The organism is Pseudomonas sp. SYWMCR5 (assembly GCF_057197165.1).
In genome coordinates this window covers 37,526-57,833 of sequence record NZ_JBXUNH010000012.1, presented here as the reverse complement: position 1 = coordinate 57,833, position 20,308 = coordinate 37,526, and the positions used below count along the sequence as shown (strand labels likewise).

Annotated in this window: 18 protein-coding genes; 13 read left to right on the top strand and 5 right to left on the bottom strand. The window is 63.4% G+C overall.

The features are described 5' to 3' along the window. Window positions 1-5: 5 nt before the first annotated feature. Complete coding sequence (gene aspA, locus AC2CGW_RS23935) at window positions 6-1,430, bottom strand: aspartate ammonia-lyase (protein WP_054892966.1); 1,425 nt, start codon at window positions 1,428-1,430, stop codon at window positions 6-8. Between the two features lie 181 nt (window positions 1,431-1,611). Here aspA and AC2CGW_RS23930 point away from each other — a divergent pair, with 181 nt between their 5' ends. From AC2CGW_RS23930 to AC2CGW_RS23910, 5 genes are all read left to right on the top strand, one after another. Continuing rightward, window positions 1,612-2,553 (top strand): LysR substrate-binding domain-containing protein, encoded by a 942-nt coding sequence (locus AC2CGW_RS23930; protein ID WP_186670112.1) that lies wholly within the window; start codon window positions 1,612-1,614, stop codon window positions 2,551-2,553. Between the two features lie 172 nt (window positions 2,554-2,725). Then, window positions 2,726-3,217, top strand: a complete 492-nt coding sequence (purE, locus tag AC2CGW_RS23925; protein ID WP_186670110.1) for a 5-(carboxyamino)imidazole ribonucleotide mutase — start codon at window positions 2,726-2,728, stop codon at window positions 3,215-3,217. Window positions 3,218-3,227: 10 nt separating this feature from the next. Continuing rightward, window positions 3,228-4,310: a 5-(carboxyamino)imidazole ribonucleotide synthase gene (locus tag AC2CGW_RS23920; protein WP_484574706.1), complete on the top strand. Its 1,083-nt coding sequence runs from the start codon at window positions 3,228-3,230 to the stop codon at window positions 4,308-4,310. A 95-nt stretch (window positions 4,311-4,405) separates the two neighbouring features. After that, window positions 4,406-4,651, top strand: a complete 246-nt coding sequence (locus tag AC2CGW_RS23915) for a GlsB/YeaQ/YmgE family stress response membrane protein (protein ID WP_054892962.1) — start codon at window positions 4,406-4,408, stop codon at window positions 4,649-4,651. Between the two features lie 48 nt (window positions 4,652-4,699). After that, a complete protein-coding gene (locus AC2CGW_RS23910) occupies window positions 4,700-5,233 on the top strand; it encodes a DUF3299 domain-containing protein (RefSeq protein WP_186710101.1) in 534 nt (177 codons plus the stop codon). Between the two features lie 156 nt (window positions 5,234-5,389). Here AC2CGW_RS23910 and AC2CGW_RS23905 read toward each other — a convergent pair whose 3' ends face one another. After that, window positions 5,390-6,286 carry a D-hexose-6-phosphate mutarotase gene (locus tag AC2CGW_RS23905; protein WP_484574705.1) on the bottom strand — a complete coding sequence of 299 codons (897 nt, stop codon included), beginning with the start codon at window positions 6,284-6,286 and terminating at the stop codon, window positions 5,390-5,392. Between the two features lie 72 nt (window positions 6,287-6,358). After that, window positions 6,359-6,757, bottom strand: coding sequence for an acyl-CoA thioesterase (locus tag AC2CGW_RS23900; protein WP_003253317.1), 399 nt, complete (start codon window positions 6,755-6,757; stop codon window positions 6,359-6,361). A gap of 366 nt (window positions 6,758-7,123) precedes the next feature. Here AC2CGW_RS23900 and AC2CGW_RS23895 point away from each other — a divergent pair, with 366 nt between their 5' ends. From AC2CGW_RS23895 to AC2CGW_RS23860, 8 genes are all read left to right on the top strand, one after another. Beyond that, window positions 7,124-8,413: an MFS transporter gene (locus AC2CGW_RS23895; protein WP_186670102.1), complete on the top strand. Its 1,290-nt coding sequence runs from the start codon at window positions 7,124-7,126 to the stop codon at window positions 8,411-8,413. A gap of 152 nt (window positions 8,414-8,565) precedes the next feature. Beyond that, on the top strand, window positions 8,566-9,546 hold the full coding sequence (locus AC2CGW_RS23890; RefSeq protein ID WP_054892958.1) for a phosphate ABC transporter substrate-binding protein PstS: 981 nt from the start codon (window positions 8,566-8,568) through the stop codon (window positions 9,544-9,546). Window positions 9,547-9,690: 144 nt separating this feature from the next. After that, window positions 9,691-11,979, top strand: a complete 2,289-nt coding sequence (locus AC2CGW_RS23885) for an ABC transporter permease subunit (protein WP_186670100.1) — start codon at window positions 9,691-9,693, stop codon at window positions 11,977-11,979. A 17-nt stretch (window positions 11,980-11,996) separates the two neighbouring features. Next, window positions 11,997-13,667, top strand: a complete 1,671-nt coding sequence (gene pstA, locus AC2CGW_RS23880; RefSeq protein ID WP_186670097.1) for a phosphate ABC transporter permease PstA — start codon at window positions 11,997-11,999, stop codon at window positions 13,665-13,667. Window positions 13,668-13,739: 72 nt separating this feature from the next. Further along, complete coding sequence (pstB, locus tag AC2CGW_RS23875; protein WP_054892955.1) at window positions 13,740-14,573, top strand: phosphate ABC transporter ATP-binding protein PstB; 834 nt, start codon at window positions 13,740-13,742, stop codon at window positions 14,571-14,573. A gap of 61 nt (window positions 14,574-14,634) precedes the next feature. After that, entirely contained in the window at window positions 14,635-15,405 is a 771-nt protein-coding gene (gene phoU, locus AC2CGW_RS23870; RefSeq protein ID WP_186670095.1) for a phosphate signaling complex protein PhoU, read from the top strand. 162 nt (window positions 15,406-15,567) lie between these two features. Further along, entirely contained in the window at window positions 15,568-16,473 is a 906-nt protein-coding gene (locus AC2CGW_RS23865; protein ID WP_186670093.1) for a response regulator, read from the top strand. Window positions 16,474-16,611: 138 nt separating this feature from the next. Beyond that, the gene (locus AC2CGW_RS23860; protein ID WP_484574704.1) at window positions 16,612-17,502 is read left to right on the top strand and encodes a M23 family metallopeptidase; all 891 of its coding nucleotides are present in this window, start codon (window positions 16,612-16,614) and stop codon (window positions 17,500-17,502) included. A 9-nt stretch (window positions 17,503-17,511) separates the two neighbouring features. Here the strand turns inward: AC2CGW_RS23860 and AC2CGW_RS23855 are convergent, their stop codons facing one another. Further along, entirely contained in the window at window positions 17,512-18,852 is a 1,341-nt protein-coding gene (locus tag AC2CGW_RS23855) for a hemolysin family protein (RefSeq protein ID WP_186670089.1), read from the bottom strand. Window positions 18,853-18,981: 129 nt separating this feature from the next. Beyond that, window positions 18,982-20,289: a phosphate regulon sensor histidine kinase PhoR gene (gene phoR / locus AC2CGW_RS23850; protein ID WP_186670087.1), complete on the bottom strand. Its 1,308-nt coding sequence runs from the start codon at window positions 20,287-20,289 to the stop codon at window positions 18,982-18,984. Between the last annotated feature and the right edge of the window lie 19 nt (window positions 20,290-20,308).

Here is a 20,308-nt window from a genome sequence, read left to right as displayed (position 1 = left end):
TCGGGTTACGCCTTCAGCGGAACCAGACGTGGAGCGATCATGTTTTCCGGACGCAGGATGTCGTTGAGCATCGCTTCGTCCAGCAGCTTCTCTTCGCGCACCAGTTCCAGAACACCGCGGCCGGTTTCCAGGGCGACGCGGGCGATACGGGTGGCGTTTTCGTAGCCGATGTACGGGTTCAGGGCGGTGACCAGGCCGATCGAGTGCTCGACCAGTTCACGGCAGCGCTGTTCGTTGGCGGTGATGCCGACGATGCAGTGCTCGCGCAGCATGTCCATGGCGCGTTGCAGCAGGCGGATCGAATCGAAGATCTTGTAGGCGATCAGCGGCTCCATCACGTTCAGCTGCAGTTGGCCACCTTCGGCGGCGACAGTCAGGGCCAGGTCGTTGCCCATGATGGCGAAGGCGACTTGGTTGACCGCTTCCGGGATCACCGGGTTGACCTTGCCTGGCATGATCGAGCTGCCTGGCTGGCGCGCCGGCAGGTTGATCTCGTTGATGCCGGTGCGTGGGCCGCTGGACAGCAGGCGCAGGTCGTTGCAGATCTTCGACAGCTTGACCGCGGTACGCTTGAGCATGCCGGAGAACAGCACGAAGGCGCCCATGTCGGAGGTGGCTTCGATCAGGTCGGCCGCCGGAACCAGTGGCTGGCCGCTGATGGCTGCCAGGCGTTGTACCGCCAGGGCCTGGTAGCCCGGGTCGGCGTTGATGCCGGTTCCGATGGCGGTGCCGCCCAGGTTGATTTCGGTGAGCAGTTCCGGTGCCAGCGAACGCAGACGGTTGAGATCTTCGGTCATGGTGGTGGCGAAGGCGCGGAATTCCTGGCCCAGGGTCATCGGCACGGCGTCCTGCAGCTGGGTACGACCCATCTTCAATACGTGGCTGAACTCTTCACCTTTGGCGGCGAACGCCTGGATCAGGCTGTCGAGGCTGGCCAGCAGGGCGTCGTGGCCCAGCAGCAGGCCCAGGCGGATGGCGGTCGGGTAGGCGTCGTTGGTCGACTGCGCCATGTTCACATCGTTGTTCGGGTGCAGGTACTGGTACTCACCCTTCTGGTGACCCATGGCCTCCAGTGCGATGTTGGCGATGACCTCGTTGGCGTTCATGTTGGTGGAAGTACCAGCACCGCCCTGGATCATGTCCACCACGAACTGCTCGTGGAAGTCGCCACGGATCAGGCGGGCACAAGCCTCGCTGATGGCGGCGTGCTTGGCATCGCTCAGGTGCCCCAGCTCACGGTTGGCGTCAGCAGCGGCCTGCTTGACCATCGCCAGGCCGACTACCAGTTTCGGGTAGTGCGACAGCGGAACGCCTGAGAGGTGGAAGTTGTTGGCAGCGCGCAGAGTCTGGATGCCGTAGTAGGCATCGGCAGGGACTTCAAGGGTACCAAGCAGGTCTTTTTCGACGCGGAACGATGCAGCGGAGGACATGACGGATATCATCTCAATTTAAACCCGGCACCTGCCGGAATGCCGCCAATCCTAGGCTTCGGCAGATTTGTCGGCCAATGCTGTTAGGCGCTAACCTATGCACAAACGGCATACGGTTTGATGTGACGCCGATTGACAATCGAGCGTGTTCCATTTTGGTGCATGCCTGCGGAGCTTCTCGATGAATCTTGAAAGCAAGTGGCTGGAAGACTTCAGTGCCCTGGCCTCCACACGCAGTTTTTCCCAGGCGGCGGAGCGCCGTTTCGTGACGCAGCCGGCTTTCAGCCGACGCATCCGCAGCTTGGAAGCGGCATTGGGCCTGACCCTGGTGAACCGTTCCCGCACGCCCATCGAGCTGACCGAGGCTGGTCAGCTTTTTCTTGTCACAGCGCGTACCGTTGTCGACCAGTTGAGCGAAGTTCTCCGCCATTTGCATCATCTGGAAGGCGGACAGGGTGAGGTGGTCCAGGTGGCGGCGGCGCACTCGCTGGCGTCAGGCTTTTTCCCCCGTTGGGTGGCCCAGTTGCGCAACGACGGCCTGAACATCGCCACCCGCCTGGTGGCCACCAACGTGGGCGATGCGGTGCATGCCTTGAGGGAAGGTGGCTGCGACCTGATGCTGGCCTTCTACGACCCTGACGCTGCCTTGCAGATGGATGCCGAGATCTTCCCGTCGCTGCACATGGGCACCACTGAAATGTTGCCAGTCTGCGCCGTCGGTGCCGATGGCAAGCCGTTGTTCGACCTCGAAGGCGAGGGCAGCGTGCCGCTTCTGGCCTACAGCGCCGGGGCATTCCTCGGGCGATCCGTCAGCCTGCTGCTGCGTCAGCGCAACCTGCGCTACACCACGGTGTACGAAACGGCGATGGCCGACAGTCTCAAGAGCATGGCGCTCGAAGGCATGGGTATCGCCTGGGTGCCGCGCCTGTCGATGCGTGGCGAGCTGGAACGTGGCGAGCTGGCGATCTGCGGCCCTAGCCAGTGGCATGTGCCGCTGGAGATTCGCCTCTACCGCTGCGCCCTGGTGCGCAAGGCGAACGTGCGCCTGCTGTGGCGCAAGCTCGAAGGTGGCGCGCTGGCAGGCGCAGTTGACTCAAAAGTCAGTCAAAGCCCCGAAAAATAAGGCCGACAGTTGGTCGCCAGGGGTGCCAGCAATGCCTCGCGTTACGGTATACTGCGCGGCCCCTCGACCGGATCGATCCGGTCATGATCAGCAAACAAGCCACGCCGGTCGTCCCGCGTGGCTTGTTGTTTTTTGACGGCGCCCAAGGGCGCACAAGCGAAGAGGCTCGACGATGAGTGCACTGGTTGGCGTGATCATGGGCTCCAAGTCCGATTGGTCCACCCTTAGCCACACCGCCGATATGCTGGAAAAACTCGGCATTCCCTACGAGGTGAAGGTGGTGTCCGCCCACCGGACCCCGGACCTGCTGTTCCAGTACGCCGAAGAGGCCGAAGGCCGCGGCATCGAGGTGATCATCGCCGGCGCCGGTGGCGCTGCGCACCTGCCGGGCATGTGCGCCGCCAAGACGCACCTTCCGGTGCTGGGCGTCCCTGTGCAGTCGTCGATGCTGTCGGGCGTCGATTCGCTGTTGTCGATCGTACAGATGCCGGCCGGCATCCCGGTTGCCACCCTGGCCATCGGCAAGGCTGGCGCGATCAACGCCGCGCTGCTGTCGGCAAGCATCCTGGGTGCCAAGCATCCCCAGTACCATGCGGCGCTCAAGCAGTTCCGCACGGAGCAGACCGAAACCGTCCTGGACAACCCGGACCCCCGCCAGGCTTGAGGCTGACGACATGAAGATCGGTGTAATCGGTGGCGGCCAACTGGGTCGCATGCTGGCCTTGGCGGGCACTCCGCTGGGCATGAACTTCGCCTTCCTCGACCCGGCACCGGACGCCTGCGCCGCCCCCCTGGGCGAGCACCTGCGTGCCGACTACGGCGACCAGGACCACCTGCGCCAGCTGGCCGAGGAAGTCGACCTGGTGACTTTCGAGTTCGAGAGCGTCCCGGCGGAAACCGTGGCCTTCCTGTCGCAGTTCGTGCCGGTCTACCCAAGCGCCGAAGCCCTGCGCATCGCGCGCGATCGCCTGTTCGAGAAGAGCATGTTCCGCGACCTGGGGATTCCGACCCCGGCCTTCGCCGACATCCTTTCGCAGGACGACCTCGACGCGGCAGTGGTCAGCATCGGCCTGCCGGCCGTGCTCAAGACCCGCACCCTGGGTTATGACGGCAAGGGCCAGAAGGTCCTGCGCAAGCCAGAAGACGTGGTCGGCACCTTCGCCGAGCTGGGCAGCGTTCCTTGCCTGCTCGAAGGCTTCGTGCCGTTCACCGGCGAAGTCTCGCTGGTTGCCGTGCGGGCCCGCGATGGCGAGACGCGCTTCTATCCGCTGGTGCACAACACCCATGACAGCGGCATCCTGAAACTGTCGGTGGCAAGCGTCGCGCATCCGCTGCAGGCGCTGGCTGAAGATTACGTCGGCCGTGTGCTGCAAAAGCTCGACTACGTCGGCGTAATGGCGTTCGAGTTCTTCGAAGTCGACGGTGGCCTGAAGGCCAACGAAATCGCCCCGCGCGTGCACAACTCCGGGCACTGGACCATCGAAGGCGCCGAGTGCAGCCAGTTCGAGAACCACCTGCGGGCCGTCGCCGGCCTGCCGCTGGGCTCGACCGCCAAGGTGGGTGAGAGCGCGATGCTCAACTTCATCGGCGAAGTGCCTGCGGTCGCCAAGGTCGTGGCCATCGACGACTGCCATCTGCACCACTACGGCAAGGCGTTCAAGGTCGGCCGCAAGGTCGGTCACGCCACCCTGCGTTGCAAGGACATGGCCACGCTCAAGGCCAAGATCGCCGAGGTAGAGGCGTTGATCGCCGACTGATCGAACTTCTGCCTGGTGCAGGCCCTCTGAGATGGAACACGCCAAAGCGCTGTCTAGGCTTTGGCGTGTTCCATCTTCACTGCAGAGGGATTGCCATGGGCATCATCGGAACCATCTTCATCGGCCTGATCGTCGGCTTGCTGGCGCGCTTCCTGAAACCCGGGGACGACAGCATGGGCTGGATCATGACCATTCTGCTCGGCATCGCCGGCTCCCTGGTGGCGACCTATGGCGGGCAGGCCCTTGGCATCTACCAGGCCGGGCAGGCGGCGGGCTTCTTCGGTGCCCTGGTCGGCGCCATCGTGCTGCTGGTGATCTACGGATTCATCAAGAAGCGCTGAACACAGGCTAGAATGCGCGGCAATTCACCTGAGTTGCCGAGCATTGCCATGCGTGCGTTATTCCTTCTTCCCCTGTTGCTGGCCAGCACCCTGGCCCATGCCGAGCTGCCCGAGACCGACTGGCTGGAGTTGATGCCCAAGTCGGACCAGAAGGCTCTCGAGCAGATGCCCGAGATCGATCACAACTCCCCCGAAGCTATGGGCACCTTCACCGCCAAGGGCGGGCTGAAGCAGAGCAAGGGCTTGCCGGCGGTGATGTATTCGACCAAGACCGTGGCGGCCATGAACGGCAAGCAGATCCGCCTGGGTGGCTACCCGGTGCCGCTGGAGAGCGATGCCAAGGGCAACAGTACGTTGTTCTTCCTCGTGCCTTATCCGGGCGCCTGCATCCACGTGCCGCCGCCACCGCCGAACCAGCTGGTGCTGGTGCGCTATCCGAAAGGGTTGAAGATCGCCGATATCTACACGCCACTGTGGGTGACCGGCACGCTGAAGATCGAGAAGGTCAGCAATGACCTGGCCGATGCGGCGTACGCGCTGGACGCGGGGAAGGTGAGGGTGGTCGAGGACGCCGATCTTTGAGCCTGAACCGGTTCTTGCAGGGGCATAGTTCTCTTTGGGAGCAACTGTCTTGCTCAAAATCTAAAGGCCAGCCCAATCCCTCTGTGGGAGCGGGCTTGCCCGCGAACACGGGCATAGCCCGTGCCAGGCGGCGCGGTGTGGCGGTGTCCTGTTGAGTCAGAGCGCTTCGCGACCGATCACCAGCTGAAGCGCATGGCTGGCGCCAGGCTTGAGCTCCACCACGTCATCCCACACATTCGCCGTCTCCACGCACAGCATCCGCTGCCAGCCATCATCGGCCATGTCGGGAAGCTCGCGGGCGCGGTCGGTCCAGGGGTTCCAGATCACTGCACTGCGTGAGCCGGTGGCGTGCAAGGTGATGCGCCGGTTCCATTGCGGATCGACGATCGCCAGGCGCTCGGGTGCGTTCAGGTAGATGCGGTCGGTTTCGCCGGCAAAGCCCAGCTTGCCCTGCTGGGTGCGCTGTTCCCAGCCTTCCAGGGTCTCGATGTAGGGAAGCTCCTCGACGCCTTCCACCTGTACCTGGCGCACATCGCTGACGGCGAAATAGCTGTGCAGTGCCTGGCTGAGCGTGACGTTGGCGTCGCCCAGGTTGCGGCTGGAAAGCGAGACGTGCAGTTGTGCGCCCAGCTCGATCAGCAGACGCAGCTCGACCTTGTGCGGCCAGTCCGGCAGTTGGCCCTGGGCCTCGGGCAGGTCGAATTCGATTCGCAGGTTTTCACCGACTTCCTCGACGCCCAGCAACTGCCAGTCACGCCCGCGCACCAGGCCGTGGGCTGGCGCCTCGCTGCCGTGGTACATGGTCTTGACCGAATCGGGATTACGCTGGAAGTTGCTGAACCACGGCCAGCATACCGGCACACCGGCGCGTACTGACTTGCCCTGGCGGAAGATCGCCTGGTCACTGAGCCACAGCAGGGGTTCGTCACCGATGGGCTGGTAGCTGAGAATCTGCGCGCCCTGCTGGGCGATGAGGAGTTCGGCGTGCTGGCTGGTGATGCGCCAGCAATTGAGTTCGCCGTGTTGCTCGGTGTCGACCTTGAAGGTTGCCATGCGCTCGTCTCGTTGATTGCAGGTGAGGCCGTTGGACCTCGAAGCCTGCAACGAGTTTACCGCGCGCCGGGTTCAGCGACGAGGTACGGAGCGGGTGCGGCCACTGCCGTCGATGGCCACGAAGACGAACACCGCCTCAGTCACCTTGCGCCATTCACTGGACAGCGGGTCGTCGCTCCAGACCTCGACCATCATCTGGATCGAGCTGCGGCCGATCTCCAGGGTCTGCGTGTAGAACGACAGTTGCGCGCCCACGGCCACCGGCACCAGGAATGCCATGCGATCGATCGCTACGGTGGCCACACGGCCGCCAGCCACGCGGCTGGCCATGGCCGTGCCGGCCAGGTCCATCTGGGCGACCAGCCAGCCGCCGAAAATATCGCCGAAGCCGTTGGTTTCACGCGGCAACGCGGTGATCTGAAGGGCCAGGTCGCCCTGCGGGATAGGATCTTCTTGTTCGAGCTCAATCATGCCGTGGGGCCTCTGACCCGTGACGCTTCGTTGGTTGGCGCGGTGACGGACGCCCTGAAAAACGATTCAGCCAGAAACATACTACGCTGATTTCGCTCCGGTTGGCGGCCAAAGGGAAACTCTGCGAAACCGCCTGCCCTTAATGACCGGCGTTTTCGCACAACATCCCATATCGTAAGCAACCTTTTCCTACGAACTCCTACAAAGAGCGCAGTATATAGACGGTATCGGCCAGCGACGACCGCACATTGATGAATATCTGTAGGGTTTTTGTACCTCTATGAGCGACGCGGGGCAATTTGTTATCTTCCCCATTCCCGCGCCAGAAGCCGCAGCACAAGCGGCCTGCCTTATAAGAGAACGTCCATGACCTCCGTGCCGAGCAGTATCGAGCAGCCCTCGCGGCCGCTGACCCGCAGTGACTACAAGACCCTCTCACTGTCCGCCCTGGGCGGAGCCCTGGAGTTCTACGACTTCATCATCTTCGTGTTCTTCGCCACGGTGGTGGGCAAGTTGTTCTTCCCCGCCGACATGCCCGAATGGCTGCGCCTGATGCAGACCTTCGGCATCTTCGCTGCAGGTTACCTGGCGCGGCCGCTGGGCGGCATCGTCATGGCGCACTTTGGTGACCTGCTCGGGCGCAAGAAGATGTTTACCCTGAGCATCTTCATGATGGCCTTGCCAACCCTGATCATGGGCCTGCTGCCGACCTACGCACAGATCGGCCTGTGGGCGCCGATCCTGCTGTTGCTGATGCGCGTGGTGCAAGGCGCCGCCATTGGCGGCGAGGTGCCGGGTGCCTGGGTGTTCGTCTCCGAACACGTACCGGAGCGCAATACCGGCTACGCCTGCGGCACCCTGACTGCCGGCCTGACCGCAGGCATCCTGCTGGGGTCGCTGGTGGCGACCCTGATCAATACCGTCTACAGCCCGGAAGAAGTGGCCGACTACGCCTGGCGGATCCCCTTCCTGCTCGGTGGCGTGTTCGGCCTGTTCGCGGTCTACCTGCGTCGTTGGCTGCACGAGACTCCGGTGTTCGCCGAGATGCAGCAGCGCAAGGCGCTGGCCGAAGAACTGCCGCTGCGCGCGGTGCTGCGCGACCACCGTGGCGCGATCATCCTGTCGATGCTGCTGACCTGGTTGCTGTCGGCGGGCATCGTGGTGGTGATCCTGATGACCCCGGCGCTGCTGCAGAGCCTCTACCATGTCAGCCCGACCGATTCGCTGAAGGCCAACAGCCTGGCCATCGTCCTGCTGAGCCTGGGTTGCATCGGCGCCGGCAGCCTGGCCGACCGCTTCGGTGCCGGGCGTGTGTTCGTGATCGGCAGCCTGGCGCTGCTGGCCTCGTCCTGGGCGTTCTACCACAGCCTGCCGACTCGCCCTGACCTGCTGTTCCCGCTGTATGCCATCACCGGCCTGTTCGTCGGCCTGGTCGGCGCGGTGCCCTATGTGATGGTCAAGGCCTTCCCGGCAGTGGTGCGCTTCAGCGGGCTGTCGTTCTCCTACAACGTCGCCTACGCGATTTTCGGCGGCTTGACCCCGATGGTGGTGACCGCCCTGCTCAAGTTCAGCCCCATGGCACCGGCCTACTATGTGGCTGGCCTGTGCGCTGTAGGGCTGCTGGTCGGGGTGTACCTGCTGATCAACAAGCGCTGAGTCGGTTTCTTGCGGCGCCCGGAAGGCCATCCTCGGCAACGATGATGGCCTTTCATCCATTTGTCACAATTAGGTCATATCGTGTTCATGCGGCCTGCCGATACTGGGCCCCGTTCCATCCAACACCCCCATATTCCTGCTAGGAGCAAGGCATGAAACTGAAGCGTTTGATGGCGGCCCTGACCTTTGCCGCCGCTGGCGTCGCTGCCGCCAACGCGGTCGCCGCTGTCGACCCTGCTATCCCGACTTACACCAAGACCACTGGCGTATCGGGCAACCTCTCCAGCGTCGGTTCCGACACCCTCGCGAACCTGATGACTCTGTGGGCCGAGGCCTACAAGAAGGAATATCCGAACGTAAACATCCAGATCCAGGCTGCCGGCTCGTCCACCGCACCGCCCGCGCTGACCGAAGGCACCGCAAACCTGGGCCCGATGAGCCGCAAGATGAAGGACGTCGAGCTGCAGGCCTTCGAGCAGAAGTACGGCTACAAGCCGACCGCCATCCCGGTCGCTGTCGACGCCCTGGCCGTGTTCGTGCACAAGGACAACCCGATCAAGGGCCTGACCATGGCTCAGGTCGACGCCATCTTCTCCTCCACCCGCCTGTGCGGTGGCAAGGCCGAGATCAAGACCTGGGGTGACGTCGGTGTGACCGGCGACCTGGCCAACAAGCCAATCCAGCTGTTCGGCCGTAACTCGGTATCGGGCACCTACGGCTACTTCAAGGAAGAAGCCCTGTGCAAAGGCGACTTCAAGCCTAACGTCAACGAACAGCCTGGCTCGGCCTCGGTGGTGCAGTCGATCAGCTCCTCGCTGAACGGTATCGGCTACTCGGGTATCGGTTACAAGACCGCCAGCGTCAAGACCGTAGCCCTGGCCAAGAAGGAAGGCGGCGAGTTCATCGAAGACAACGAAGCCAACGCCCTGAACGGCACCTACCCGCTGTCGCGCTTCCTGTACGTCTACGTCAACAAGGCACCGAACAAGCCTCTGGCCCCGCTGGAAGCCGAGTTCGTGAAGCTGGTCCTGTCGCAGGCAGGCCAGCAGGTCGTGGTGAAGGATGGCTACATCCCGCTGCCGGCCAAAGTGGTCGAGAAGACCCTGGGTGACCTGGGCCTGTCCCACAAGTAATACGCGATACCCGGAAGGGGACGGCATCCGCTGCCGCCCCTTCCACGACTTTCTCCAGTCCGAAGCCAGGCACCCTGAGCGGCGGGCTTTTTTGCGTCACTACACTGTCATGTTTCTGTCATACGGGACCGCTAGGGTGTGCGCATGAATGATCTGGCCAATTCCAAGATGACCCCGAATACCCCTCCCGTGCGCATTGATTTCAATACGCCCGAGCTGCAACGCAAGCGCCGCCTGCGCGCGTTGAAGGATCGCCTGACCCGCTGGTATGTCCTGGTGGGCGGGCTTGCCGTGCTGGCAGCCATCACCCTGATCTTCTTCTACCTGGCTTATGTGGTGCTGCCGCTGTTCCAGGGCGCCGAGCTGACCAGCAAGAAGGCCCTGGAGCCGACCTGGCTGCAGCAGGATGCCGGCAAGCCGCTGATGATCGCCCTCGAGGAGCAGAACCTCGTGGGCATGCGCGTTTCCGACAAGGGCCAGGCGCTGTTCTTCGACACCAAGACCGGTGCCGAACTCAAGCGGGTCGAGCTGCCGTTGCCCGCGGGCACCACGGTCAGTTCGATCGGTACCGACCAGCCGGGTAGCCCGCTGGTGGTGCTGGGGCTGTCCAATGGCCAGGCGCTGGTGTTCCACCACACCTACAAGATCACCTACCCGGACAACAAGAAGACCATCAATGCGGGTATCGATTACCCCTATGGCCAGGATCCGTTCGTCCTCGACGAACAGGGCCGTGCGCTGGAGCACGTGAGCGTCAACCTCAATGGCGACACCCTGCTGCTGGCGGGTTCCACCGGTGCGCAACTGCAGGTGATCGAGCTGTCGCGCACTGAAAACATGATGACCGGCGAGACCACCACCGAGCAGAATCGCATCGCGCTGCCGCAGATGACCGAAACGGTGAAGAACATCTTCATCGACCCACGCCAGCAATGGCTCTACGTGGTCAACGGCCGTGCCACCGCCGATGTCTTCAGCCTGCGCGAGAAGAGCCTCAACGGTCGCTACAAGCTCCTCGAAGACGGCAACGCCGAAATCACCGCCAGTGGCCAGCTGGTCGGTGGCATCTCGCTGATCTTCGGTGACTCCAAGGGCGGCCTGAGCCAGTGGTTCATGGCCCGCGACCCGGATGGCGAATCGCGCTTCAAACTGATCCGCAGCTTCCAGCTGGGCAAGGCGCCGATCGCCCAGATCGATGCCGAGGAGCGTCGCAAGGGCTTCATCGCCCTGGACGCCGAAGGCAAGCTTGGTGTGTTCCACAGCACCGCGCACCGCACCCTGCTGGTCGAGCCGGTCGCCGATAGCGCCGGCGTGCTGGCCCTGTCGCCGCGTGCCAACCGCATCATGATCGAAGAAGGCGGCAAGCTGCTGCCGCTGAGCCTGCGCAACCCGCACCCTGAAGTGTCCTTCAGCGCGCTGTGGGGCAAGGTCTGGTACGAGAACTACGACGAGCCGAAGTACGTCTGGCAGTCCACCGCTTCCAACACCGACTTCGAGCCCAAGCTGAGCCTGTCGCCGCTGACCTTCGGTACGCTCAAGGCCGCGTTCTACGCGATGATCCTGGCAGCACCGCTGGCCATTGCCGCGGCCATCTACACCGCCTACTTCATGGCGCCGGGCATGCGCCGCAAGGTCAAGCCGGTCATCGAGCTGATGGAAGCGATGCCGACGGTGATCCTCGGCTTCTTCGCCGGCCTGTTCCTCGCGCCGTATCTTGAAGGCCACCTCCCGGGCGTGTTCAGCCTGCTGCTGATCCTGCCGATCGGCATCCTGGTCGCCGGCTTCTCCTGGAGCCGCCTGCCGGAGTCGATCCGCCAGCGCATTCCGGATGGCTGGGAGGCGGCAATCCTGATCCCGGTGATCCTGGCGATCGGCTGGTTCGCGCTGTACATGAGCCCGTTCCTGGAGAGCTGGTTCTTCGGCGGCGACATGCGCCTGTGGATCAGCCACGACCTGAAAATCACCTACGACCAGCGCAACGCCCTGGTGGTGGGTATCGCCATGGGCTTCGCGGTCATCCCGAACATCTACTCGATCGCCGAAGACGCCGTGTTCAGCGTGCCGCGCAGCCTCACGCTGGGCTCGCTGGCGCTGGGTGCGACGCCCTGGCAGACCCTGACCCGCGTGGTCATCCTCACCGCAAGCCCGGGCATCTTCTCGGCGCTGATGATCGGCATGGGCCGGGCGGTGGGCGAGACCATGATCGTGCTCATGGCCACCGGCAACACCCCGGTGATGGAGATGAACCTGTTCGAGGGCATGCGCACCCTGGCCGCCAACGTGGCCGTGGAAATGCCCGAATCGGAAGTCGGCGGCAGCCACTATCGTGTGCTGTTCCTCGCCGCCCTCGTGCTGCTGATGTTCACCTTCATCATGAACACCTTGGCCGAGCTGATTCGCCAGCGTCTGCGCAAGAAATACTCGTCGCTTTGATAGAAAGGTAGAGATCCGTGAAAAAGGATTCCCTCAAAGGCTGGTTCAAGAGCGGTGCGCCGGGCGTGTGGATCAGCGGTGGCGCGGTCGCCATGGCGGTGATCATGACCGTCGGCCTGCTCGCCGTGATCGCTGTGCGCGGCCTGGGCCACTTCTGGCCGGCCGACCTGATCCAGGCCACCTACAAGGTGCCCGGCCAGGCCGATCATGTGATCGTCGGCGAAGTGGTGCAGAAGGAAGAAGTTCCGCGCGAGCGCCTCAAGAGCGCTGGCCTGCCGGTGCCTGACCAGGGCCCGGAGTTCATGACCCGCGAACTGGTCAAGGTCGGTAACCGCGACCTCAACGGCAGCGACTTCACCTGGTTGGTCGGTGACTGGCTGGTGGACCAGAGCAAGCCCGCCGACCTGATCGCCCTGGAGCGCCGCGAGTGGGGCAACTTCTATGGTTACCTGGTCAGCGTCAAGGAAGAGGGCCGTGTGGTCGCCGAAGGTCCGAGCGCCTGGAACGAACTGCAGAGCCGCCTCAAGCGCGCCAGTGACCTGAACGACCAACTGGTGTCGCTCGAGAAGAAAGACATTGGCTCTATCAACCACGGCCTCGAACGCCTGCGCCTGCACAGCCGCAAGCTGGAACTGCAGGGCAAGCTGGATGCGGCTGCCCAGGCCGATATCGAATCTGAGCGTGCTGAGCTGAACAGCCGCTACAAGACCATCGAGGAGCGCCTGACCGGCCTGCACCAGGCTTTCGCCCGCGACAGCCTGGTGGCCCGCGACGCCAACGGCCGCCAGGTGGAGATCAACCTGAGCAAGGTGGTGCATGCCATCCAGCCTAACGGCATGTCGGCGATGACCAAGATGGGTGCCTACTTCAGCAAGGTCTGGGAGTTCCTCAGCGACGACCCGCGTGAAGCCAACACCGAAGGCGGTATCTTCCCGGCCATCTTCGGCACAGTGATGATGACCCTGATCATGGCCGTGATCGTCACCCCGTTCGGCGTGCTGGCGGCGGTCTACCTGCGCGAGTACGCCAGGCAAGGCCCGGTCACCCGGCTGATCCGCATCGCGGTGAACAACCTGGCCGGGGTGCCGGCGATCGTCTATGGCGTGTTCGGCCTGGGCTTCTTCGTCTATGTGCTGGGTGGCTCGATCGACCGGCTGTTCTTCCCCGAATCGCTGCCGGCGCCTACGCTGGGCACGCCAGGCCTGTTGTGGGCCTCGCTGACCCTGGCACTGCTGGCGGTCCCGGTGGTGATCGTCGCCACCGAAGAAGGCCTGGCGCGGATCCCGCGTACGGTGCGCGAGGGTTCGCTGGCCCTGGGTGCGACCAAGGCCGAGACACTGTGGAAGATCGTTCTGCCGATGGCCAGCCCGGCGATGATGACCGGCATGATCCTCGCCGTGGCGCGCGCCGCAGGCGAGGTGGCGCCGCTGATGCTGGTGGGTGTAGTGAAACTGGCGCCGTCGCTGCCGGTGGACGGCAACTACCCTTACCTGCACCTCGACCAGAAGATCATGCACCTGGGCTTCCACATCTACGACGTCGGCTTCCAGAGCCCCAACGTCGAGGCCGCACGGCCGCTGGTCTACGCCACGGCGCTGCTGCTGGTGCTGGTGATCGCGACCCTCAACCTCTCGGCGGTGTGGATCCGTAACCACCTGCGCGAGAAGTACAAGGCGCTCGACAGCTGAATCTGATTGCAAGCGGGCCGCCCGCAGAGCGAGCGGCCCTGTGAAACGAATTGATAGCGTATGGAGTTGACCATGCAGCAAGAATCCCACTCCCACGGCATCGACATGTCGGCCCTGGGCCGCGACAAGCAGAGCCTGCGCCTGGCCGAAGAGACCGTGGCTATCGAAGTCCCGGGCCTGTCGCTGTTCTACGGCGACAAGCAGGCGCTGTTCGATGTACAGATGAACATCCCCAAACAGCGCGTGACCGCCTTCATTGGCCCGTCCGGCTGCGGCAAGTCCACGCTGCTGCGCACCTTCAACCGCATGAACGACCTGGTCGATGGCTGCCGCGTGGAAGGTGCCATCAACCTGTACGGCAACAACATATACCGCAAGGGCGAGGATGTGGCCGAGTTGCGCCGCCGGGTGGGCATGGTGTTCCAGAAGCCCAACCCTTTCCCCAAGACCATCTACGAGAACGTGGTCTATGGCTTGCGTATCCAGGGGATCAACAAGAAGCGCGTGCTCGACGAAGCGGTCGAGTGGGCGCTCAAGGGCGCGGCGTTGTGGGATGAGGTCAAGGACCGCCTGCACGACTCGGCGCTGGGGCTGTCCGGTGGTCAGCAGCAGCGTCTGGTGATCGCCCGTACCATCGCCGTGGAGCCTGAGGTGCTGTTGCTCGATGAGCCGTGCTCGGCACTGGACCCGATCTCCACGCTGAAGGTCGAAGAGCTGATCTACGAGCTGAAGTCCAAGTACACCATCGTCATCGTGACCCACAACATGCAGCAGGCGGCGCGCGTCTCCGACTACACCGCGTTCATGTACATGGGCAAGCTGATCGAGTTCGGTGATACCGACACGCTCTTCACCAATCCGGCGAAGAAGCAGACCGAAGACTACATTACCGGGCGTTACGGCTAGCAGCGCGGCGATTCGGCGCCCCGACAAGCCCGCTCCTACAGGATTCAGGGACTAAAGAACGATGATCAATAAAGAAAGCCTTACCCATCACATCTCCCAGCAGTTCAACGCCGAACTCGAGGAAGTGCGCAGCCACCTGCTGGCGATGGGGGGCCTGGTCGAGAAGCAGGTCAACGATGCCGTGACCGCGCTGATCGAAGCCGATTCGGGCCTGGCCCAGCAGGTGCGTGAGGTCGATGAACAGATCAACCAGATGGAGCGCAACATCGACGAGGAGTGCGTACGCATCCTCGCCCGTCGCCAGCCGGCGGCGTCCGACCTGCGTCTGATCATCAGCATCTCCAAGTCGGTGATCGACCTGGAGCGCATCGGCGACGAATCGACCAAGATCGCTCGCCGCGCCATTCAGCTGTGCGAGGAAGGCGAGTCGCCCCGTGGCTACGTCGAGGTGCGCCACATCGGCGACCAGGTGCGCAACATGGTCCGTGATGCACTGGACGCCTTCGCCCGTTTCGACGCCGAGCTGGCACTGTCGGTGGCCCAGTACGACAAGACCATCGACCGCGAGTACAAGACCGCGCTGCGCGAGCTGGTCACCTACATGATGGAAGACCCTCGTTCGATCTCGCGGGTGTTGAGCGTCATCTGGGCCCTGCGCTCGCTGGAGCGTATCGGCGACCACGCCCGCAATATCTCGGAGCTGGTGATCTACCTGGTGCGTGGCACCGATGTTCGCCACATGGGCCTCAAGCGCATGAAGGCCGAGGTCCAGGGCGACACCTCCGGCGCTGCCGAAAAGGCTAATGTTCCGGACGAATCGGACGATAAGTAATATTGCTCCCGAGCATCAACGCCCGGCCTCGTCCGGGCGTTTTCGTTTGTGGCAGATACAGCAGGCACCCGCGAACAGTCTTGAAACGTCCCGGCGTGACCAGTGGTTTGGCAAATTGCCATCAGTCGGCGGTATGCTAGTCGGGATTCAAGAGGAGTATCGATGAGTAAAGTCAATGTGCTGGTCGTGGACGATGCGCCGTTCATCCGCGACCTGGTGAGGAAGTGCCTGCGCAATGCCTTCCCGGGCATGGTCATCGAAGACGCGGTCAATGGCCGCAAGGCCATGGCCATGCTGAGCAAGGAACGTTTCGACCTGGTCCTGTGCGACTGGGAGATGCCGGAGATGTCTGGCCTCGAGCTGCTGACCTGGTGCCGTCAGCAGGAAGAAATGAAAGCCCTGCAGTTCATCATGGTGACCAGCCGGGGTGACAAGGAGAACGTGATCCAGGCCATCCAGGCCGGTGTCTCCGACTTCGTCGGCAAGCCGTTCACCAATGAACAGCTGCTGACCAAGGTGAAGAAATCCCTGACCAAGATCGGCAAGCTCGAGGCTCTGGTGGCGGGCGCGCCGGCGCGAGTCAATTCGGCCTTTGCCAACGACTCGCTGAGCGCCCTGACGGGCGGCAAGCCCGAGGCTGTGAAGGTCGCGCCAACGCCTGCACCGACTGCGGCTGCCAAGCCGTTGATCAATGCACCGACGCCACAAAGCGCCGCTGCAGCCGCCCAGAGTGGGCGTGGCCAGGGGCAGTTGCGCCTGTCGAGCGGCATCCAGCCCTGCGTGATCAAGGCCCTGAGCCTCAAGGAAGCGCTGTTGGTGGTGCGCCGCAGTGCTGCGCTGCCGCAGGTGCTCGAAGGCGCGGTGCTCGACCTGGAGCAGGGCGAGAGCGCCGAGGTGGCGCGCTTGAACGGTTACTTGCACGCCATCGCTGCGCTCGAACCCAAGCCTGAGAGCGACTGGTTGCAACTGACGTTCAAGTTCGTCGATCAGGATGCTCAGAAGCTCGATTACCTGTCGCGATTGATCGCCCGCGGGACTGCGCAGAAGCACTTCACTCCGGGCGGTTGATCCGCTGTTCCACCTCCCTGCAGGAGCGGCACAAGGCCCCTCCTGCAGAAGTCGGGTCGGCCACCCGACCAACTGTCATCCCCCCGGTGTAACCCGCTGCTAGGCTCAAGACATAACAACTGTCAAAAAGCCACTATCATGCGCGCCTGCCTGCTGCTGTCCCTGCTCGTGGCTTCGGCACCGGGCATGGCCATGACCCTCTACAGCACCACCGACACCTTCGGCGTGGCGTCCTATTCCTATCAGCCCAGCCCTGGTGCACGGGCAATGGCGCTGCGCGAGCCGATGGTCGAACGTCTCGACGATCAAGTCCGCCTGCATCCCGAGGTACTGGTTGGCGGTGTGCGTTTTTCGGCGCGCAATGACCTGTTCGCACCCGTGGAGGTCGAGCTGCGTCTGGAAGGCCTGGTCAACGCGCGCGACGGCAATGCTCCGCGTCTCGTTCGACGTGTGCTGGCGCCGCGTTCCACGCAGGTGCTGAGCGTGGTGATGGCGCGTCCGGGCAGCCAGCTGAAATACCGGGCCAAGCTACGCCATGCCATGGGCGACCCCGCTCAGCGCCCGCAGGCGTATCGCTACCCGTTTCCTTGGCGCGGCGGGCCGTTCCGGTTGAGTCAGGGGCCCAATGGGCGCTACAGCCATTTCGGCCCTAAGGGGCGCTACGCCATGGACATCGCCATGCCCGAAGGCACACCGATCATCGCCGCCAGGGGCGGGGTGGTGGTGAAGATGGAGAATCGTCAGACCGGACGCGGTAACAATCCTTCTGGCAACTTCGTACGCATCCTGCACGCAGACGGCACCATGGGTGTCTATCTGCACCTGATGCGTGGGTCAGTGGTGGTAGCCGAAGGGCAACGCGTGGCGCAGGGGGAGGTGCTGGGCAAGTCAGGCAACACCGGCAACAGCAGTGGGCCGCACCTGCATTTCGTGGTGCAGCGCAATGTGGGGCTGGCGCTGGAGTCGATTCCCTACCGCTTCGACCGTCCGATTGGCGGGTTGCCGGACTTCACGGCAGGGAATCCTTGAACAGCGCTGTCAATCGAGCTTCAGCACCTTGGCCAGGACGATCTTCGGCCCTTTCATCTTCTTGATGATGATGCGCAGGCCTTCGACTTCCAGCACTTCCTCTTCCTCGGGCACGCGCTTGAGCGACTCGTAGACCAGGCCGGCGAGGGTCTCGGCCTCGATATGGTCAAGGTCGATGCCCAGCAGGCGTTCGACCTTGAACAGCGGCGTGTCGCCCCGCACCAGCAGCTTGCCCGGCTGGTAGGCGAGGATGCCGCGTTCGGCCTTGCGGTGTTCGTCCTGGATATCGCCGACCAGCACTTCCAGCACGTCTTCCATGGTCAGGTAGCCGATCACCTTGCCATCGGCTTCCTCGACCAGCACGAAGTGGGCACCGCCCTTGCGGAACTGTTCGAGCAACTGCGACAGCGGCATGTGTCGCGATACGCGCTCCAACGGTCGGGCCAGGTCTTCCAGGTCGATGGTTTCAGGGAGGTGGTCCAGTTCGGCCAGCTCCAGCAGCAGGTCCTTGATGTGCAGCAGGCCGGTGAACTCTTCGCGCTCGGCGTCGTACACCGGGTAGCGGCTGAACTTGTGGCGGCGGAACATCGCCAGGATGTTCTTCAGCGGTGCCTTGGCGTCGAGCACCACCATGTCTTCACGGGAGTTGGCCCAGTCGACCACCTCCAGCTCGCCCATTTCCACCGCCGAGGCCAGCACGCGCATGCCTTGGTCGCTTGGGTCCTGGCCGCGGCTGGAGTGCAGGATCAGCTTGAGCTCTTCACGGCTGTAGTGGTGCTCATGGTGCGGCCCGGGCTCGCCCTGGCCGGCGATGCGCAGGATGGTGTTGGCGCTGGCGTTGAGCAGGTAGATTGCTGGATACATCAGCCAGTAGAACAGGTACAGCGGCACTGCCGTCCATAGCGAAAGCAGCTCGGGCTTGCGGATCGCCCAGGATTTGGGTGCCAGCTCCCCGACCACGATGTGCAGGTACGAGATCACGAAGAAGGCGACGAAGAACGACACGGCCTTGATCAGTTCCGGGCTGTCGACGCCCAGGTAGGCCAGCAGCGGTTCGAGCAGGTGGGCGAAGGCCGGCTCTCCGACCCAGCCCAGGCCCAGCGAGGCCAGGGTGATGCCCAATTGGCAGGCCGACAGGTAGGCGTCGAGCTGGTTGTGTACCTTGCGCAGGATGCTGCCGCGCCAGCCGTGCAGCTCGGCGATGGATTCGACGCGGGTAGAGCGCAGCTTGACCATGGCGAACTCGGCGGCAACGAAGAAGCCGTTGAGCACTACCAGGAACAGGGCAAAGAGAATCATGCCGAAATCGGCGAATACAGAGGCGAGGCTGATACCAGGGGAAGGGTCCATGATGGAGTTTTTACGGGGTCCGTCTTTGAAAGAGAGAGAAAAAAAGTGCCAGCTCTAGCTGGCACAGGGGATCCAATGTAGCGGCTGAAGCTGCAAAAGCAAAGGGGATGCTTTTTGCCGTGGGGATTCTCAGCTGCGATTTGCCGCCAATTGAGCCGGCGCAAAATGACAGGTGAACGTGCTGCCATGCCCCGGCACGCTGCTGATTTCAAGCTTGGCGCGATGGCGCATCAGCACATGCTTGACGATCGCCAGGCCCAGCCCGGTGCCGCCGGTGTTGGAGGCGCGGCTGGAGTCGACGCGGTAGAAGCGTTCGGTCAGGCGCGGCAGGTGCTTGGCGTCGATGCCCACCCCCGAGTCCTGCACGCTCAGGTGTGCCCCTTGCTCGTCGGCCCACCAGCGGATGCGAATGGTGCCTTCCTCCTGGGTGTACTTCACCGCGTTGAACACCAGGTTGGAGAAGGCGCTGCGCAGTTCCGACTCGCTGCCTTTCAGGCGCAGGCCCGGCGCGGCTTCCAGCGAGATGTTCTGGCGCTTGGGCCCGGACAGCGCCTGCGCGTCGCCCTTGATCGACTGCAGCAGGGTATCCACCGCCACCGGCTGGTTGTCCGAGGGGTAGTCGGTCGCTTCCAGCTTGGCCAGCAGCAACAGGTCGTTGAGCAGGGTCTGCATGCGCGAGCCTTGCTGGCTCATCTGCTGCAGCGCACGGGCCCAGCGTGGGTTCACGTCTTCGACGTTGTCCAGCAGGGTTTCGAGGTAGCCGGTGATCACCGTCAGCGGGGTGCGCAGTTCGTGGGAGACGTTGGCGACGAAGTCCTTGCGCATCTGTTCGAGCTGATGGATGCGGGTCACGTCGCGCACCAGCATCAGGTGCTCGTTGTTGCCGTAGCGGGTGATGTGCAGTTGCACACGCAGGTGGTCATTGATCGGCGAGGGGATTTCCAGCGGTTCGACGTAGTTTTCCGCTTCGAAGTATTCCTTGAAGCGCGGATGACGGACCAGGTTGGTGACCGGTTGTCCGCCATCCTGGGGCGTCTTGAAGCCCAGCAGGGTCTCGGCGGCGCGGTTCCACCACTCCAGGTTGCCATCGCTGTCGAGCATGATCACCGCATCGCGCAGGGCAGCGGTGGACTCCTGAACCCGGTCGATCACCGCTTGCAGGCGCCCGCGGACACGCTGGTCGCGGCGCTGCAGGTGATAGATGCTGTCGAACACTTCGCCCCACAGCCCGTAGCCGTCCGGTGGCGCTTCGTCGGGCTGGTGGTTGCGCAGCCATTCGTGCAGGCGCAGCAACTGCTTGAGGGTCCAGCCCAGGTAGAGCGCCAGGCCAACCGCCAGGCTCCAGCCGTATTGCCCGCTGACCAGCCCGCCGAGCAGGCAGACGCTGATCAGCAGGAGCAGGTGGCGAATCAGGGTCGCGTGCCAGTTCGGGTTCAATTCACAGTCCTTGTACAGC

Coding starts and splice junctions, on each gene's coding strand:
- aspA (WP_054892966.1), bottom strand. CDS start 1,430: ATGTCCTCCGCTGCATCGTTCCGCGTCGAAAAAGACCTGCTTGGTACC.
- AC2CGW_RS23930 (WP_186670112.1), top strand. CDS start 1,612: ATGAATCTTGAAAGCAAGTGGCTGGAAGACTTCAGTGCCCTGGCCTCC.
- purE (WP_186670110.1), top strand. CDS start 2,726: ATGAGTGCACTGGTTGGCGTGATCATGGGCTCCAAGTCCGATTGGTCC.
- AC2CGW_RS23920 (WP_484574706.1), top strand. CDS start 3,228: ATGAAGATCGGTGTAATCGGTGGCGGCCAACTGGGTCGCATGCTGGCC.
- AC2CGW_RS23915 (WP_054892962.1), top strand. CDS start 4,406: ATGGGCATCATCGGAACCATCTTCATCGGCCTGATCGTCGGCTTGCTG.
- AC2CGW_RS23910 (WP_186710101.1), top strand. CDS start 4,700: ATGCGTGCGTTATTCCTTCTTCCCCTGTTGCTGGCCAGCACCCTGGCC.
- AC2CGW_RS23905 (WP_484574705.1), bottom strand. CDS start 6,286: ATGGCAACCTTCAAGGTCGACACCGAGCAACACGGCGAACTCAATTGC.
- AC2CGW_RS23900 (WP_003253317.1), bottom strand. CDS start 6,757: ATGATTGAGCTCGAACAAGAAGATCCTATCCCGCAGGGCGACCTGGCC.
- AC2CGW_RS23895 (WP_186670102.1), top strand. CDS start 7,124: ATGACCTCCGTGCCGAGCAGTATCGAGCAGCCCTCGCGGCCGCTGACC.
- AC2CGW_RS23890 (WP_054892958.1), top strand. CDS start 8,566: ATGAAACTGAAGCGTTTGATGGCGGCCCTGACCTTTGCCGCCGCTGGC.
- AC2CGW_RS23885 (WP_186670100.1), top strand. CDS start 9,691: ATGAATGATCTGGCCAATTCCAAGATGACCCCGAATACCCCTCCCGTG.
- pstB (WP_054892955.1), top strand. CDS start 13,740: ATGCAGCAAGAATCCCACTCCCACGGCATCGACATGTCGGCCCTGGGC.
- phoU (WP_186670095.1), top strand. CDS start 14,635: ATGATCAATAAAGAAAGCCTTACCCATCACATCTCCCAGCAGTTCAAC.
- AC2CGW_RS23865 (WP_186670093.1), top strand. CDS start 15,568: ATGAGTAAAGTCAATGTGCTGGTCGTGGACGATGCGCCGTTCATCCGC.
- AC2CGW_RS23860 (WP_484574704.1), top strand. CDS start 16,612: ATGCGCGCCTGCCTGCTGCTGTCCCTGCTCGTGGCTTCGGCACCGGGC.
- AC2CGW_RS23855 (WP_186670089.1), bottom strand. CDS start 18,852: ATGGACCCTTCCCCTGGTATCAGCCTCGCCTCTGTATTCGCCGATTTC.